The organism is Paenibacillus luteus (assembly GCF_006542765.1).
Classification (GTDB): domain Bacteria; phylum Bacillota; class Bacilli; order Paenibacillales; family Paenibacillaceae; genus Pristimantibacillus; species Pristimantibacillus luteus.
The window spans coordinates 107,992-124,666 of the sequence record NZ_SKCD01000005.1 but is presented as its reverse complement, the minus strand read 5'-3'; the positions used below and the strand labels follow the sequence as shown (position 1 = coordinate 124,666).

The 16,675-nt window shown below is 49.0% G+C and carries 9 protein-coding genes; all 9 read left to right on the top strand.

Annotated features, from left to right (window positions below):
- Positions 1-28: 28 nt before the first annotated feature.
- The 9 genes from E0496_RS03940 (at position 29) to E0496_RS03900 (ending at position 16,614) form a co-directional block, all read left to right on the top strand.
- Entirely contained in the window at positions 29-1,480 is a 1,452-nt protein-coding gene (locus E0496_RS03940) for a bifunctional metallophosphatase/5'-nucleotidase (RefSeq protein ID WP_141500369.1), read from the top strand.
- 144 nt (positions 1,481-1,624) lie between these two features.
- Positions 1,625-2,743, top strand: coding sequence for an HD-GYP domain-containing protein (locus tag E0496_RS03935; protein WP_141500368.1), 1,119 nt, complete (start codon positions 1,625-1,627; stop codon positions 2,741-2,743).
- Between the two features lie 136 nt (positions 2,744-2,879).
- Entirely contained in the window at positions 2,880-4,019 is a 1,140-nt protein-coding gene (gene yfkAB / locus E0496_RS03930; RefSeq protein WP_141500367.1) for a radical SAM/CxCxxxxC motif protein YfkAB, read from the top strand.
- Positions 4,020-4,088: 69 nt separating this feature from the next.
- Positions 4,089-5,120: a sporulation integral membrane protein YtvI gene (gene ytvI, locus E0496_RS03925; RefSeq protein WP_141500366.1), complete on the top strand. Its 1,032-nt coding sequence runs from the start codon at positions 4,089-4,091 to the stop codon at positions 5,118-5,120.
- Positions 5,121-5,201: 81 nt separating this feature from the next.
- Complete coding sequence (locus E0496_RS03920) at positions 5,202-6,359, top strand: glycosyltransferase family 4 protein (RefSeq protein ID WP_141500365.1); 1,158 nt, start codon at positions 5,202-5,204, stop codon at positions 6,357-6,359.
- Positions 6,360-6,809: 450 nt separating this feature from the next.
- Positions 6,810-7,850, top strand: coding sequence for a FecCD family ABC transporter permease (locus E0496_RS03915; RefSeq protein ID WP_141500364.1), 1,041 nt, complete (start codon positions 6,810-6,812; stop codon positions 7,848-7,850).
- Between the two features lie 2 nt (positions 7,851-7,852).
- Entirely contained in the window at positions 7,853-8,884 is a 1,032-nt protein-coding gene (locus E0496_RS03910; RefSeq protein WP_141500363.1) for a FecCD family ABC transporter permease, read from the top strand.
- Between the two features lie 163 nt (positions 8,885-9,047).
- Positions 9,048-14,939, top strand: coding sequence for a WIAG-tail domain (locus E0496_RS03905; protein ID WP_141500362.1), 5,892 nt, complete (start codon positions 9,048-9,050; stop codon positions 14,937-14,939).
- Positions 14,940-15,246: 307 nt separating this feature from the next.
- The gene (locus tag E0496_RS03900) at positions 15,247-16,614 is read left to right on the top strand and encodes a glycosyltransferase family 2 protein (RefSeq protein WP_141500361.1); all 1,368 of its coding nucleotides are present in this window, start codon (positions 15,247-15,249) and stop codon (positions 16,612-16,614) included.
- Positions 16,615-16,675: the final 61 nt, after the last annotated feature.

Sequence of the window (16,675 nt, the reverse complement as noted above, 5' to 3'; positions counted from 1 at the left end):
CTCGCAATAGAGCCAGAAGGAGGCGTGCATGGATTTGACAGATAGCTTTCGTACACGAGTAGTGCTCCTTCACAGCAACGACATCCATAGCCGACTGGAGCATGCCGCGCAAATAGCCTCTTTCATTAAAGAAGAGCGGCGTACCTACGGCAGTGACCGTGTGCTTGCCGTTGACTGCGGGGATCATATGGACCGGATGCGGGTAGAAACGGAAGGCAGCGATGGGATTGTTAATGTAGAATTGTTGAATGATGCCGGCTATGAGGCGGTTACGCTGGGCAATAATGAAGGCTTAACTTATTCCTTCCAAACGATAGCGGACGCTTACGTCAACCGGGCGAATTTTGCGGTTGTTTGTGCCAATATGCAAGATGCTGCGACTGGTGAGCTGCCCGAGTGGCTGCTCCCGAATACCGTGATTGATAAAGATGGGCTGCGTATCGGGATAATTGGCGTGACAGCGGCGTTTACGGATTTTTACTCCTTGCTTGGTTGGCAGGCTAAAGATCCTATTGAAACGGTAATGGAGCAAGTGGCGGAACTGCGCTCACATGTTGACGTGCTTGTGGTCATGTCGCATCTGGGTTTGACTTCAGACCGTCTGATGGCCGAGAAGCTGTCTGGCATTGATCTTATTCTCGGGGCACACACCCATCATTTATTGGAGGAGCCGATATTGATTGGCAATACGACGATTTGCGCAGCAGGCAAGTTCGGTGAATATATCGGACGTGTGGAGATCGGCATTGATCCGTTAACTTCCCGTCCTCTGTTCCGGGCAGCCTGCATACCGACTGCAGCATTGGAGGAGAATCCAGCTGCTTCTGCTATTATTAGCCGATATCGTGAAACGGGGAAACAGCGGCTTAGCAAAGTAATTGCAACGCTCGACAAGCCGCTGCCAACTAGAGCCGATCAGGAATCTCCTCTTGCCAATTTGTTAGCCGCAGGCCTACGCCGTTGGACTGATGCCGAGATCAGCATTGTCAATACGGGGCAGCTGCTTGGTGGCCTTGCCCTTGGCGAAGTGACGGCTGGTGAATTGCATGCGTTATGCCCATCGCCAATTAATCCTTGCCTGATGACTTTAGCAGGTTCCGAAATAAGGAAAGCGCTGGAGCAGGCGCTGCTGCCGGAATTTATTCACAAGCCGATCAAAGGTTATGGCTTCCGGGGAGAAGTTCTCGGTACGCTCGCCATAGACGGCATGACTGTCACCTATGATTCCTCTCGACCGCCGCTGAGCAAGCTGATATCGGTTGAGGTAAGCGGAGATCCTTTAGCGGATGGACGTTTATATTCTGTGGGTACGATCGATATGTTCAGCTTCAAGGCAGGTTACGAGTCATTAGCGAATGCAGTTCAATTCACGTATTATTTGCCTGAATTTGTACGTGACGTGATCGCTGTTCAGTTGCAAAGTGCAGGAGCCCTTCAAGATTGTCATCGACACCGGTGGCATGACATCGCTACTTCGTAGGAAATATGGTCGGAATCGACATGAAATGTCGAAATTTTGCATAAAATGGTTGCGATTTTCGCAATTTTCCCGTACATTAACATTACGAACGGCTTTTTCCGATGTTATAGTTAGCATATCTTTTTATGGGGAAGGATCGAGAAAATGCGTTTGCTGCCATTATCGAGATGCAGGCCCGGCATGAAGCTGGCCAAGAAAATTTTCTCGCAAGAGGGTCTGGTCCTTCTTGGCGAGAACATAGAGCTGACTGAACGACTCCTATTCCGCTTGGAGCAATGCGGAATTCAATATGTTTATATAACAGATCCGAGAACAGATGACATTGTGTCTCCTTCCCTTATTAGGGAAGAAACAATGAAAACCGCACTCAAGGAAATCCGATCCAGCTTCCGAGAAATGATGGATCGCCCAAAGCGCAAGAAGGGCGTTACTTATCCATATATTGCACAGCCATTTAAGCAGATGATGAACATGATCATCGATGATTTGTCGAGTCACAAGGATGCGATGATCATGCTGATGGATATGAGCTCCGTGGATCATTATTTGTACCAGCATTCCTTGAATGTATGTGTCTATACGACATTGCTAGGCATGTCAAACGGCTACTCTAGAGAAGAGCTGACTACGCTTGGCATGGGAGCGCTGCTGCATGATATCGGTAAGACGCAGATTTCCATCGACGTGCTGAAGAAACCGGGTTCTCTCTCAAAGGAAGAGTTCGATGCGATTAAGCAGCATGCTAAGATCGGCTATGAGCTGCTAAAGGATGAACCTAATCTTCCTCTGCTGGTAGCGCACTGTGCGTTTCAGCATCATGAGCGGATTGATGGCAGCGGTTATCCGCGCGGCATCAAGGGCGACGAAATCCATGACTATGCCAAATGGATCGGGTTGGTAGATTCGTATGACGCGATGACGACAAATCGAATCTACAGCTCACCTATGCTGCCCCATCACGCAATCGAGCGGCTTTACGCAGGGACGGGAACGCTTTATGAACAGCAAATGCTCCAGCTGTTCCGAGACAAGGTGGCCATCTATCCAATTGGGATTAGTGTAAAGCTCCAAACGGGTGAGTCTGGCATCGTTTCTGATCTGAATTATTCCTATCCGCATCGGCCAATCGTTCGCGTGTTGTATAACGAAGCGGGTGAAGAGCTGAAATCACCATACGAAGTTGATCTCTCGACACAGCTTACCATGATGATCGTCAGCGTGAACGAGGACATGACGGAAGTGCAGAGAGCAGCAGGTATTTAAAGGTTTAGACGCTTAGGGGCCGCGAGGGCTCCTTTTTGCTTGTTTTTTTACCGTTTTATTTGCTTCCTTTGCAGCCTAGGATTACAATAAAAACAGAATGATTCATTCCAGATCATAAGTCAGGTGCTGAAGAAAAATGAACACAATCGATATGCAACAAACAACAAGACCGCTTTCTGTGCTGTCGCCGACGAATGATCCGTGGGATCCAATTCGGTCGCTCCAGCAATATGGAAGACATCGTCTAACAAGTGTTGAGATGACAGTCACCAACCTTTGCAATATGCGCTGTGAGCATTGCGCCGTAGGAGATACGCTTGTAATCTCAGAGCCTGCCAAGCTGCCGCTTAAGCAGATGCTGGACCGGCTGGATGAGGTTGAACATTTGGAAACGATTAGCATTACGGGCGGCGAGCCTACTTTCTCCGACCGTACGGTACGCGATTATATGGTTCCTCTGCTTCAATACGCACGCAGCCGCGGCATTCGTTCCCAAATTAACTCGAATGTGACGCTTCCATACAAACGGTACGAGCAACTAGCCCCTTATCTCGATGTTATGCATATTTCGTTTAACTACACATCGCCGGAGGATTTCCATCAAATTGGATTTGCGAAAGCGGGTCATCATGTGTCGCTTGAAGCGGCAACCAAGCTGTACGACCGCATGATTGAAAATGCTCGGCGTTTAAGCGAAACGGGCGTGCTCGTATCGGCGGAATCTATGATTAATTATAGGACATACGACAAAATCGATGAGATTCATAAGCTTATCGTAGATATGGGCTGTCAGCGTCATGAAGTGCATCCGATGTACCCGAGCTCCTTCGCGAAGGATTTGCCCGTGCTCTCTCGCGAGCAGATGCTTAGTGCGATCGATCGGCTTCTTAAGGCAAGAGATCAATCGATATGGATGCTCTTTGGTACTTTGCCTTTCTATCATTGCAGCAGCAGTAAAGAAGAGCGGGAGCTACTGCGGAGATTATCGCAAGAGCCAAATGTGACGGTTCGCAACGATCCGGATGGCCGCAATCGGCTTAATGTCAACTTATTTACTGGCGATGTGTACGTAACGGACTTCTCGGATGTGCCTGCCTTTGGCAACATCGGTTCTGCGAAGCTGGAGGAGCTATTCGACAAGTGGTTGGAGCATTCCCTTGCTCAGAGCGTGAATTGCCATTGTCCGGCAGCCTCATGCTGTGGACCGAATCTGCTGGTCAAGGATATGTACTATAAAGAGGTCAACTTTCACGAACGCAGTGCTGTGCTTGATTAAAGCACGAGAAAGCTTAGGTTTAAGAGCAGCTTAATTTGCATATACAGTAATAGAGAGGAGGAGAAGATAGTGTCGATCAAGACCGTTATTTTTGTTGCATTAGGATTGCTGCTGCTCTATTTGTTTTTTACAGTCGGAGCACCTTTCTTGCTTGCGCTTGTGGTAGCTATTTTTCTAGAACCGCTTAATCAACTGTTTATGAAAAGATTTCGAATGAACAGGCTTGTTTCGGCTACGATATCAAGCAGTCTGTTTACTATTATTCTTATAGGGCTCATTGCCTTGCTGGGCGTCAAAATCGTTGCGGAACTCGTTGCCTTTTTCAAGAAAGTACCGAACTACTTCGAGGATGCTAATGGCATGGTAGACGATTTAATGGTGAAAGCCCAATCGCTCTATCAAAATCTGCCGCCAGATACGATAGATACGTTAGAGAAATGGTTAATGGAGCTAACGAGCACACTGACGAAAATGGTAGGAACCTTATCCAATTCGGTCATCGCATTTGCTTCTGGCATTCCGGGTATGTTTATCTTCTTTATTGTCTTTTTGGTAGCCGTCTACATGATGAGTTTCAGCCTAAATACGATGAAGGCAACCGTTTTGTCTTTATTTGAGGAGAAATCACAGCCTCAGGTAAACGCATTGCTGAATAACCTCAAAAAATCGATATTCGGTTTCCTCCGCTCTCAGTTTATTTTAAGTGCGCTCACCTATATCATTTCACTCATCGGTCTGCTGATACTAAACGTCAAATATCCGCTAGCCATTGCGCTGCTGATCATTATCGTCGATATTATGCCCATTCTTGGAACGGGCTCAGTGCTCGTGCCTTGGGGAACATACCTATTGCTGACCGGGGATACATACGTGGGTGTTGGATTGTTTGTCTTGTTCCTTGTCATTACCGTATTTCGCCGTATTGTCGAGCCGAAAATTCTTGGCGATTCCGTTGGCATCGGCTCGCTTTCAGCGCTTGTCAGTTTATACGTAGGGTTTAAACTGGTCGGTGTTATCGGTGTGTTTATTGGTCCATTAGTTGTCATCATTTATATGGCGGCACGCAAGGCAGGTTTATTCCAGATGAAATTCAAATTATAGCCTCTTGGTGCCCTGTCAAAGAGAATGGCCAAAGCGTATGATACTGCAAAATAGCAGTTCATATAGGAGGCATTAGAATCAATGGCACCAACGAGAGTAGCAATTGTCACCCCGGGTTCATTTCCTATCCCATCTTCAGGGAGCAGCTCAGTAGAGCGGGTGGTGGAAAAGTTTGCTCCGCTGCTGAAGCCATATGCGGAACCCCGGATTTTCGGAAGATTAAGCAAGCGGCTGCCCCGCCTGGGACAGTTTAATGGCGTTGTTTGTGAACGGTTTTCAGCCGGCAGCAAGCAGCGCTATATTTATGAGGTAGGACAGGCGGTTAAACGATTTTCGCCTCATGTCATTGATGTGGAGAACCGACCGCAATTCGTGCTGACGATGAAGCAAATGAATCCAGGCAAGCGTGTATGGCTTTATTTACATTCCTCCACCTTTATTTCCCCTTCTTATATTTCGCCTGCCAAGCTGCATCAATGCTTTAAGGCGGCGGATAAAATTATTGTCAACAGCGAGTTCCTCAGAAGAATTGTTGTATCTAAAGCTCCTGAGACAGCTTCAAAGGTCCGTGTCATTTATCCAGGGGTTGAAACCGCACGTTTTCCTTCTCAATTTTCGGTTGAAGGTGCTGCAACACGGGAGAGGCTGCGTAAAAAGAGAGGCCTTCATGGCAAAAAAGTCGTCCTATTCATCGGTAGGCTGATCCCTCTTAAGGGAGTACATCACCTGCTAAATATTGTGCCGCAACTTGCCAAGAGCCACCCGGAGCTCATGGTCGTTATCGTCGGAAGTCCTTTTTACGGCTCGCATCGCAAAACCGCTTATGCCCGCAAGCTTGAGAGGCTCGGACGCAAAAGTCCTGGACATGTACGGTTTGTTCCCTATGTTCCGCACTCGGAGGTGCCTAGCTGGATGCTCTCTGCGGATATAGCGGTCGTTCCATCCGGACAGCGCGAGGCGTTTGGGCTCGTAAATGTGGAAGCCATGTCTTGCGGCGTTCCTGTCATTGCAACGCGGGCGGGCGGTATGAAGGAGATTATAAGAAACGGTGAGACGGGTTATTTGGTTAATCCAAAACGAGTTGAACCTGAGCTGAGGGAGAGGTTGAATCTGCTGCTTCACGATAAGCAGCTGCGGCAGAAACTGGGCAGACGCAGCAGGGAGCGGGTGGAGCAGACGTTCACCTGGAGGCATACCGCCGATCGCTGGATTAAGCTGCTCAAGGAAAGCAGCTTATAGTGGGGAGGCTATTTGAATGCAGCATAGTGCTAGTTAGCTGAATCCTCAGTTGATAGGGAAAGTTAAGCACTACTATATCGTTCTCAGCATGATCAGAACGTGCTGCGCGCTTGACGACACTTTTCGACCGCCCCTTTGCCGGGAAACGGATACCCGCCTCTTGCAGAGGACGGTGAAGCCGTTTCTTCTTGTGTTCTTTTTTTGCTGTCGCTTATAAGAGCGGAGGGAGGTAGCACTATTTATAGTAAATTGTTCCTACTTGTCATTGGAATGACTTATTTATTTCATTGAAAAACAAATTAAAATCTGCTATATTGAAAACGAGAATCGTTATCAGTGTAGCGGGTTTTTTTATGTCTTGAAAGTTCTCTATCATCCGGAACATGGAAATGAGCGATTTGTCCCGGTGCTAATTCATCCCAAGTATACATACAGAAAGGTAGTTAAACGATGTCTTCTCCATTGAACGCAAAAGCGCTGGCTGGTACGAAGCTGCGCACACGGCCCCTTACGGCCACCATCATTTTATTTGGAGGGATTGCTGCGCTTATTTTGTCCCTGGCTGTTTCTATTTCGGTCGGCGCGGCGGACATAAGCCTCTCTACCGTTTGGGAAGCTGTCTTCCACTTTAACACGGATAATATTCAACATCAGATCATTAAAGAGCTTCGGATGCCGCGTGCCATTGCTGCCGCCCTAGTCGGAGCTGCATTTGCCGTATCAGGCTCCGTCATGCAAGGTATGACTCGGAATCCTCTGGCAGATTCCAGCTTGCTTGGCATTAACGCAGGCGCAGGCTTTATGCTGGCTCTTTGTTTTGCTTTTTTTCCGTCCATATCCTATCTTGGACTCATGTTTGTTTGTTTTCTCGGTGCAGCAGTTTCGATGGGACTTGTATACGGTATCGGCTCGCTGGCCAAGGGGGGCTTAACCCCGGTTCGTCTCACGCTAGCTGGAGCAGCTGTAGGTGCTCTATTGCTTGCCATTACGGAAGGTATTGCAATCTATTTTAAAATCGGCCAAGATTTGGCTTTCTGGTATGCTGGTGGCGTAGCAGGTACAAAATGGCTGCAAATCCAAATCGTTTCACCATGGGTGATTGGTGGCTTGCTAGCTGCAATGGTTTTATCCCGTTCGATAACGCTGCTGAGCTTAGGCGATGACGTTGCTGCGGGGCTTGGTCAACGAACAGGACTCGTCAAAGCTGCAGGTGTCATTATCGTCTTGCTGCTCGCGGGTACGGCTGTATCTGCCGTTGGCTCCATTGGCTTCGTTGGCTTGATTATTCCGCATATCTCCCGTTTTCTTGTTGGGGTAGACTACCGCTGGATTATTCCTTGTTCGGCCGTTCTCGGGAGCCTGCTCATGGTGCTGGCTGATATTGGCGGGCGTATTATTAATCCGCCGCAGGAAGTAGCTATTGGTGTGATCATCGCTGTACTCGGTGTGCCGTTCTTCCTCTATCTTGTTACGAAAATGAAGGGGGAATAGGCATGGATACCTTATATATAACCGCTTCCGAGCAGCGTAGAAGAAAGCGTGCAGTTCTTGTTATGTCCGTGCTCAGCGCATTGATCGTTATTTCTTTCATCATTAGTATGAATACGGGCTATATCCGTTTAGCACCGCTCGATGTATTCAAAACTTTATTTGGTTACGGTACTGCCAAGCAAGAGCTGATTCTCTTTGATTTTCGGCTGCCGCGTATCGTCATTTCTATCCTAATTGGTGCAGGCTTTGCTGTATCTGGCTGTATTATTCAAGGATTGTCACGAAATCCACTTGCCGATCCGGGATTGCTTGGAATTAACGCGGGGGCAGGTCTTGCCGTTATTATGTTTATTTCTTTCTACCCGACCACGCAAAAAGGTTCCATCTTTCTTATGCCGTTTCTTGCGATGATTGGCGCTTCACTTACTGCATTGCTTATATTCATTCTCTCGTATAAACGGCATCGGGGTTTATTGCCGACAAGGATGATCCTTGTTGGTATCGCTGTAGCGGCTGGTATCGGCGCGGCCATGCAAATTTTAATTTTGCGTCTGACGCCTGAAAAATATCAATTTTTCGCCGTATGGATGGCTGGAAGCATTTGGGGAACGAACTGGAAGTATGTACTCGCCCTGCTGCCATGGCTCATTGTTATTTTTCCATTCGTAATGTATAAGGCGAAAGCCTTGAATGCGTTGAACTTGGGCGATCAAATGGCCGTTGGCCTAGGCGCCGAAGTGAACAAAGAAAGAGCGTGGCTGCTTGCGGCTGCTGTCGGGTTAGCAGGTTCTTGCGTCGCTGTAGGCGGCGGTATTGGTTTCGTCGGGCTAATCGCGCCGCATTTGGCCAGAAGGCTTGTAGGTCCGCAGCATCAGGCGCTCATTCCAGCATCGGCTTTCGTTGGCGGTTTGCTCGTTATCGTAGCGGATACGCTGGCACGCTGGGCATTCCAGCCTAATGAAATTCCGACAGGTATCGTCGTTGCAGTTATTGGTGCGCCGTACTTCTTATACTTATTATCAAGATCGAAATAACTCATACGGATCTTTATTTAAAACCGCGGGAGCAGTGCGCTCCTGCGGTTTTTTGGTCTGTTGCCAAAGGTGTGAACGGATAAATGTCATCCTTGCCAGTAGCGAGCCCATGGGTATGTGCATATATTGCCTATGACATTTCAGGTGGGAGAAGGAGAGGACTATGACGAAAAGCAGAAAAGGGAAGAGCCCGAAGGGGCGAAAGCCGCTTTTTTATGTTGATAATCCGAATGCTTCCGAGTTAAAGTGGCTGGATGATTTGAATAGGAGAAAAGCTGAGGCGCAATTGAATGCAGCTAAATCATCCTTAAGAAAAGCGGATGAAGAGAAACCAATGGTGAATATTAATGCCGTTATGACTGTTCTCGAACCGCCATTGGAGTTGGCCGAGGATGAGTTGGCCGAGGATGAGGTGGTCGTCGACGAATTGGCCTCCGTTGAGCAGGAGGAACAGGCTCCCATTGTTGAGCTGGTGGAAGAGATTGAGTTGTTTAGCTTAGAGGAAAAGCTGGAGAAAATCGAAGAAAAGAAAGAACCTGAAGGACCAGCGGGATTCATATACACCGATGATTTAGTTGATTTGGCAGTTACGGCAGAGAAAATTGCACCTGGGTCAATTGACAGTACTAAATTGGCAGCAGGCAGCGTGCAGGCAGAGGCGTTGGCGGATTATGCCATTCGGAGCATTCATTTGGGAGATGGATCAGTTAACTCGCTCAAAATCGCTAACGAATCGATTACAGGTGAGCATTTAATAAGTAATGCAATATCCGGTGATAAACTGCTGGATCATTCCATTACCGGCAACAAGCTTCATGACGGCAGCATCACCTCAGAGAAGCTGGCTGATCGAACGATCAGTACGGATAAACTTGCTGAAGGCTCTATTGAATCGAAGCATTTGAAGTCATTTCTCGTTACGACGGAGCTGCTTGCCGACCATTCCATTACCGCTGAAAAAATCAAAAGCGGGACGATTCGGACAGACAATTTGGCTAATGACATTATTAAAAATTCTAAGCTTGCAGAAGGAGCTATCTCGGAATCTAAAATTCGCAATGGCGCCGTTACCAGTGAGAAAATCGCAGCTGATTCCATAACCTCCGAGCACTTGAAACCGGGCGTTTTATTAGCTGAGCACGTGGCAGTTGGTGAAATTCAGGGGAAGCATTTGGCCCTAGGAGAAATCGAAGCCATTCATCTGGCAGAAGGAGCCATCGGAACAAGAGAACTGCAGGCAAAGGCAGTCAAGGCCGAACAATTAGCGGACGAATCGGTGTCTTCATCACACCTGCAGTTAGCATCCATTCTCGGCACGCACATCAGCGCAGGGCAAATCACAAGCGACCATCTCGCTGAGCTTTCAGTCAACTCTTCGAAGCTTGCCGATCAATCCGTATCTACGATTAAGCTGGTTGATCATTCCATCACCTTATCAAAGCTGTCCGATCAAAGCGTAAATGCCCAAAAGCTTGCCAATGAGTCGGTGCTGAACCGCCATTTGGGGCCAGTCAGCATCACTTCTGACAAAATCGCAGAAGCACAGATTTTGTTTTCGCATTTGGCAGCTGATGCTGTAAATACAAAACATATCGCCAAAAACGCCATCACGGGTGGACATCTGAAAAATGGAATTATCGATAAGGAGAAGCTAGCTCCAGGCGCGGTGGAAGAAGAGCATATTGGAATTGAGGCAGTAGGCATGGCTCAACTGGCCGAAGGTTCTGTTTCAAGAAGCAAGCTCACCGATGGTGCAGTCGACGGCAGCATTTTGGCGAATGGTTCGATTGAAACGCGGCATTTGAAGGATGAGATTGTTACCTTTCAGAAGCTGGCGCCTGAAGCATTAAGGTCCTATCATTTCTCAGCAGGCGCGATAACAGAGGACGCCATTTCAGATGAAGCGGTGAGCGGCGCACATTTGAAGCCTGGCATCATTGAGAGGCGACATCTCGCGCTGGATGCTGTTGATAATGATAAGCTTCAGGATAGTTCTGTTACGAGCAACAAGCTGGCCCAAGGAGCTGTGACGGAGCGGTATATCGCTCCGGGAGCCGTATTCTCGCATCACTTGGCTGATCATGTCGTGAACTCGCTCAAACTGTCGCCGGAGTCGGTTACGACGGATAAGTTGACCGATTTAGGCGTTTCTACCGCTAAGCTTGCCGATGGAAGCGTCACAAGCATAAAGCTTGCGCCGCAGGCAGTCTCCGCTGCCCATATCGCAAAAAAATCAATAGCTGCCGAGCATATTCAAACGGCATCTATCGGTTCAGAACATATTGAACCGCAAGCTATTACTGCCAGCCATCTCACAGAGCAATCGGTTGTCACCGAAGCGCTGCAGGACGGCTCGGTTACACCAGCGAAGCTTGCTTTCGGCTCAGTACAGTCGAAGCAGATTGCTGATGAGGCCGTTCACAGCCGGCATTTGGCTACAGCTTCTGTACTTGGCATTCATTTGGGACAGAGCAGCGTGCACAATGCCCATCTGGCGGATGAATCCATTACTTCGGAGAAGCTCAGCGTGGGGAGTGTTGGAACTGTACAACTGAAAAATGGTTCTGTGGGAGCTGAGGCGCTCCAGCATGGATCTATTTCAGAGGCGCATATTGCTGCTGGAGCGGTTACGAACGACAAGATTGCTAATTTGTCCGTCAGCTCAAAGCAGCTTCAACCCAAATCCGTTAATGCAGCTCATTTGACAGTAGGCAGCATTGGAGAAGATGCGCTGCAGAACGAGGTGGTCACGCGAGATAAGCTTGCACACGATTCCGTTTCCAGCGAGCATGTGCAATTGGAGTCACTTGCGGGTAAGCATCTTAAATCGGATACGATTCAGGGATACCATATCCGTAAAGGCACCATTACGTTTGCGCATTTAGCAAGCGACGTGCTTTCTTTCGAAAAGGTAGCCGATGAAACAATTATGGGCAGCAAGCTTAAGCAGGGCTCCGTTAGCAGCAAGCAATTATCCGCTAACAGTATTCGGACCGAGCAGCTTGACGATGGAGCGGTAACGCGTGAGAAGCTTGTGGCAGATGTGATTGGAAGCGAGCAAATTGAAGCAGGATCTGTAGGAACGAATCACCTGTCCGTTGGAAGCGTGACGTCGGCGAAGCTAACTGATGGCTGTGTTGGAACAGATCAGTTGGCGACCGGAAGTGTGACGTCAGCGAAGATAGTTGAAGGCAGCGTAGGAACTGATCAGCTAGCGGTTGGAAGCGTGACGATGGCTAAACTAGCTGTTGGGAGCATAGGATCGGAACAGCTGTCGGCAGGAAGCGTGACGACGGAGAAGCTAGCGGAAAGCAGCATAGGAACGGGTCAGTTGGCGAACGGAAGCGTGACGTCGGCGAAGCTAACTGGTGGAAGCGTAGGAACGGAACAGTTAGTAGACGGAAGCGTGACGACGGAGAAGCTAGCCGGAGGCAGTGTAGGAACAGAACAGTTAGCAGGCGGAAGCGTAACGTCAGAGAAGATAGCTGAAAACAGCGTAGGAACAGATCAGTTAGCAAGCAGAAGCGTGACGACGGAGAAGTTAGCGGAAGACAGCATAGAAACGGAACTGTTAGCAGACGGAAGCGTAACGTCAGAGAAGATAGCTGAAAACAGCGTAGGAACAGTTCAATTAGCAAGCGGAAGCGTGACAGCGGAGAAGCTAGCGGAAGGCAGCGTAGGAACGGAACAGCTGTCAGCAGGAAGCGTAACGTCAGAGAAGTTAGCAAATGACAGCGTAGGAACGGATCAGATAGCAACTGGAAGTGTGACGACGGAGAAATTAGCTGGCGGAAGCGTAAGAACGGAACAGTTGTCGTCAGGAAGCGTGACGGCATCGAAGCTAGCGGAAGGCAGCGTAGGAACGGTCCAGCTCGCGTCCGGAAGCGTGACGTCCGCGAAGCTAGCTGGAGGCAGCGTAGGAACGGAACAGCTGTTGTCTGGGAGCGTGACGTCCGCGAAGCTAGCGGAAAGAAGCGTAGCAACGGATAAGCTCGCGACCGGAAGCGTAACGTCAGAGAAGATAGCTGAAAACAGCGTAGGAACAGATCAGTTAGCAAGTGGAAGTGTGACGGCATCGAAGCTAGCGGAAGGCAGCGTAGGAACGGATCAGCTTGCAACTGGAAGCGTGACGTCCGTAAAGCTAGCTGGCGGAAGCGTAGGAACGGATCAACTGTTAGCAGGTAGTGTGACATCCGCGAAGTTAGCTGGCGGAAGTGTAGGAACGGATCAACTGTCAGCAGAAAGCGTAACGTCGGCGAAGCTAGCTGGCGGAAGCGTAGGAACGGAACAGCTGTCGTTAGGAAGCGTGACGGCATCGAAGATAGCGGAAAGCAGTGTAGGAACGGAACAATTGGTGACTGGAAGCGTGACGTCGGCGAAGCTAGCTGGTGGAAGCGTAGCAACAGAGCATTTGTCGTCGGGAAGCGTGACTGCGGAAAAGCTGGCTGAAAACAGCGTAGGAACGGAACAGCTGTCGTCAGGAAGCGTGACATCTGTGAAGCTAGTTGGTGGAAGCGTAGGAACGGATCAACTGGCAGCAGGAAGCGTAACATCCGCGAAGCTAGCTGGTGGAAGCGTAGGGACGGAACAGCTCGCAACTGGAAGCGTGACGACGGAGAAGTTAGCCGAAGGCAGCGTAGGAACCGATCAATTGGAGACTGGATGCGTGACAACTGGGAAGCTAGCAGAAGACAGCGTAGGAACGGACCAGTTGACGGCAGGAAGCGTGACGGCGGAGAAGCTGGCGGAAGGCAGCGTAGGAACGGAACAGCTCGCGACCGGAAGTGTGACGTCGGTGAAGCTAGCTGTCGGAAGCGTAGGGATGGAGCAGTTGTCGGCAAGGAGTGTGACGGCATCAAAGCTAGCCGAAGGCAGCGTAGGAACGGAACAGTTGGTGACTGGAAGCGTGACGGCATCGAAGCTAGCCGGTGGAAGCGTAGGAACGGAACAGCTGTCGTCAGGAAGCGTGACGTTGGCGAAGCTGGCTGCAAACAGCGTAGGTCCGGAACAGTTAGTGGATGGAAGCGTGACGTCGGCGAAGCTGGCTGCAAACAGCGTAGGTCCGGAACAGTTAGTGGATGGAAGCGTGACGTCGGCGAAGCTGGCTGCAAACAGCGTAGGTCCGGAACAGTTAGTGGATGGAAGCGTGACGACGGCGAAGCTGGCTGCAAACAGCGTAGGAACGGATCAGTTGGTGGATGGAAGCGTAACGTCAGCGAAGCTGGCTGCAAACAGCGTGGGATCGGATCAGTTAGTCAATGGAAGCGTGACGTCGGCGAAGCTGGCTGCAAACAGCGTAGGTCCGGAACAGTTAGTGGATGGAAGCGTGACGTCGGCGAAGCTGGCTGCAAACAGCGTAGGACCGGAACAGTTAGTGGATGGAAGCGTGACGTCGGCGAAGCTGGCTGCAAACAGCGTAGGACCGGAACAGTTGGTGGATGGAAGCGTAACGTCGGCGAAGCTGGCTGCAAACAGCGTGGGACCGGAACAGTTAGTGGATGGAAGTGTGACGTCGGCGAAGCTGGCTGCAAACAGCGTGGGACCGGAACAGTTAGTGGATGGAAGCGTGACGTCGGCGAAGCTGGCTGCAAACAGCGTAGGAACGGAGCACATTGCTCCGGGCAGCATAACGGCTGATAAGCTCGCAGCCGGTTTGCTTCCTGATTATTCTGCGTTTGGTGCCATATCGACATCAACGACACCCTTAGCTGATAACTCGATTTCTGGAAGACATATTCAGCAGCAGTCTATCGAGCTTTCGGCGCTGCGTTTTGCTCCAGTCATTGCAAGCTCAGTTAGCGGAGTCGTTATGCAGCAGTTTGGCTTGACGCCATATAGTTTTGCGGTTCAAGCAGAGCAGATCGAGTTGATCATCGCATTCGATGAGCCTTTTGTTGACAACCGTTATGTCTTAACTGTGACAACAGATAATCCGGCTTGTTATGCTGTCGTTCATTCGAAGGCTGCAGATAAAGCAGCTATCATCATCATTCGAACACGGATTAGCCAGGAGCCAAGAGGTAATATTAACTGGATTGCTATCGGTAAAGTATAAAATATGAGCAGGAAGCCGCTTTGCAATGTCTTTAATGACCCTGCGAAGCGGCTATTTGCTATTGTGGTTAGGCAACCGCACACCTAAAGAATGTCTTACTTGCGCAGTGATCAATACGCAGAGTTTTCGGGTTCAACTTATACAGGAAGACGGCCATATCCAACTCTATTAGTAAATACGGAACTGTCTTGCAAATTAACTAATGGATTTCGCTATAAGCGGTACGCTCGCCGTTGCGGATATTACTATCCTACATAGGATATGATGTTGAACTATATGATCATCTGACAGATTGGAGAGATTAGAGATGAGACGCAAAAAAAGGCCGACCCGACGTCTCAAAAGCAATGTTGGCTTGCAGAATAACACTCAAAAGCGGTTAGAGCGATACAGGCTTGGCCTAAATGATGGCTACCGGGAAGGGTTGCAGGCAGGAATGGAAAGCTACGAGGGTTATTTTGAGGGAACGAGTATCATTATCCCAAGCTATAACCAGTTGGAAGCAGTTAAGACCTCTATCGAAAACATTATGGACCATACGGATTTGCCTTATGAGATCATCGTCATCGACAATGGCTCAAGCGATGGTTTGGAGCATTACTTGAAGCAATTGGACGGGCAAGTGCGTTATCGTATTTTATCGGAGTCGATAGGCTTCGTAGGCGCGGCAAACCGGGGTTTTATGATGGCAAAGGGGACGACAATACTGCTTCTAAACAGTTGTATTCATCCTACTGAAAATTGGCTCGACAATTTGCTTCAATGCTTGAATAGCGAGCTCAGCATCGGTTTGGTCGGTCCAGTATCCAACCATCTCAGCGGCAGTCAACGTCTAGAATTGCAATATGAGGATTTGGTTGATATGCATGAGTTTGCGAGAGTCAATAACCAAAGTGATTCTTCCAAGTGGCATGAAGCTGAGCATTTATCCTATAGCTGCCTGCTTATGCGCCGTGACCTGCTTGAGAGAGTTGGTTATTGGGATGAAGGATGTCAGGATGCAGCACTTGCGGCAGAGGATTATAGCTTGCGAGTAAAATTACAGGGTTACTCTATGGTTTATGCTCGGGACGCATATGTTCATAGTGATGAGGAACAACCAGCCGTTATAGAAATTTCCGGTTCTAGTTCTTATTTCACTAGCAAATGGAATGGGCTGAATGAGAGGATCACTGATATGGATAATATAGCTGAGTCTCATCAGTTTCTAATTAGACCATTCCAAGAGGGAAACAACCATTCTCTTGGCGAAGCGGCTTTTTATCCTCGTGGAATGGTCGTGAAGGGGTTAGGAAGTACCCTTTACTGGATTGAAGACAATGTTAGAAGACCCATTTCAGGAGTCTGGAATGATCCGGTTATCTCATTATCTCAGCTTGATATATGGCACTGGAAGGTTGGCGAATCCATTGAGGTTTCATCACTGCAAGAGCACCTTGCCAATCAAAGCAGCATAGAAAACTTAGCCGTACCAAGCGGATGCATTGGCATAGGGCCTGACAAGAAAAGCTACTACCTGGAAAATGGAAGCAAACGTCCGATTTTGAGCAAGCTAGCTGCAGAGAGCTGGGGTTTGCAGATGCAAAGCCAGGTATTTCTCTCGGAAGAAGAGCTATTTGCTTTGCCGGACGGGCTGCCGATTATTGCGCCAATTAAGCTATACCAGGCTTTATAGCCTTTATTTAAGTACCATCACTGCGTAGGGCGCATATGCTATAGGAGCAAAGGGGAAGAGT

Coding starts and splice junctions, on each gene's coding strand:
- E0496_RS03940 (WP_141500369.1), top strand. CDS start 29: ATGGATTTGACAGATAGCTTTCGTACACGAGTAGTGCTCCTTCACAGC.
- E0496_RS03935 (WP_141500368.1), top strand. CDS start 1,625: ATGCGTTTGCTGCCATTATCGAGATGCAGGCCCGGCATGAAGCTGGCC.
- yfkAB (WP_141500367.1), top strand. CDS start 2,880: ATGAACACAATCGATATGCAACAAACAACAAGACCGCTTTCTGTGCTG.
- E0496_RS03920 (WP_141500365.1), top strand. CDS start 5,202: ATGGCACCAACGAGAGTAGCAATTGTCACCCCGGGTTCATTTCCTATC.
- E0496_RS03915 (WP_141500364.1), top strand. CDS start 6,810: ATGTCTTCTCCATTGAACGCAAAAGCGCTGGCTGGTACGAAGCTGCGC.
- E0496_RS03910 (WP_141500363.1), top strand. CDS start 7,853: ATGGATACCTTATATATAACCGCTTCCGAGCAGCGTAGAAGAAAGCGT.
- E0496_RS03905 (WP_141500362.1), top strand. CDS start 9,048: ATGACGAAAAGCAGAAAAGGGAAGAGCCCGAAGGGGCGAAAGCCGCTT.
- E0496_RS03900 (WP_141500361.1), top strand. CDS start 15,247: ATGAGACGCAAAAAAAGGCCGACCCGACGTCTCAAAAGCAATGTTGGC.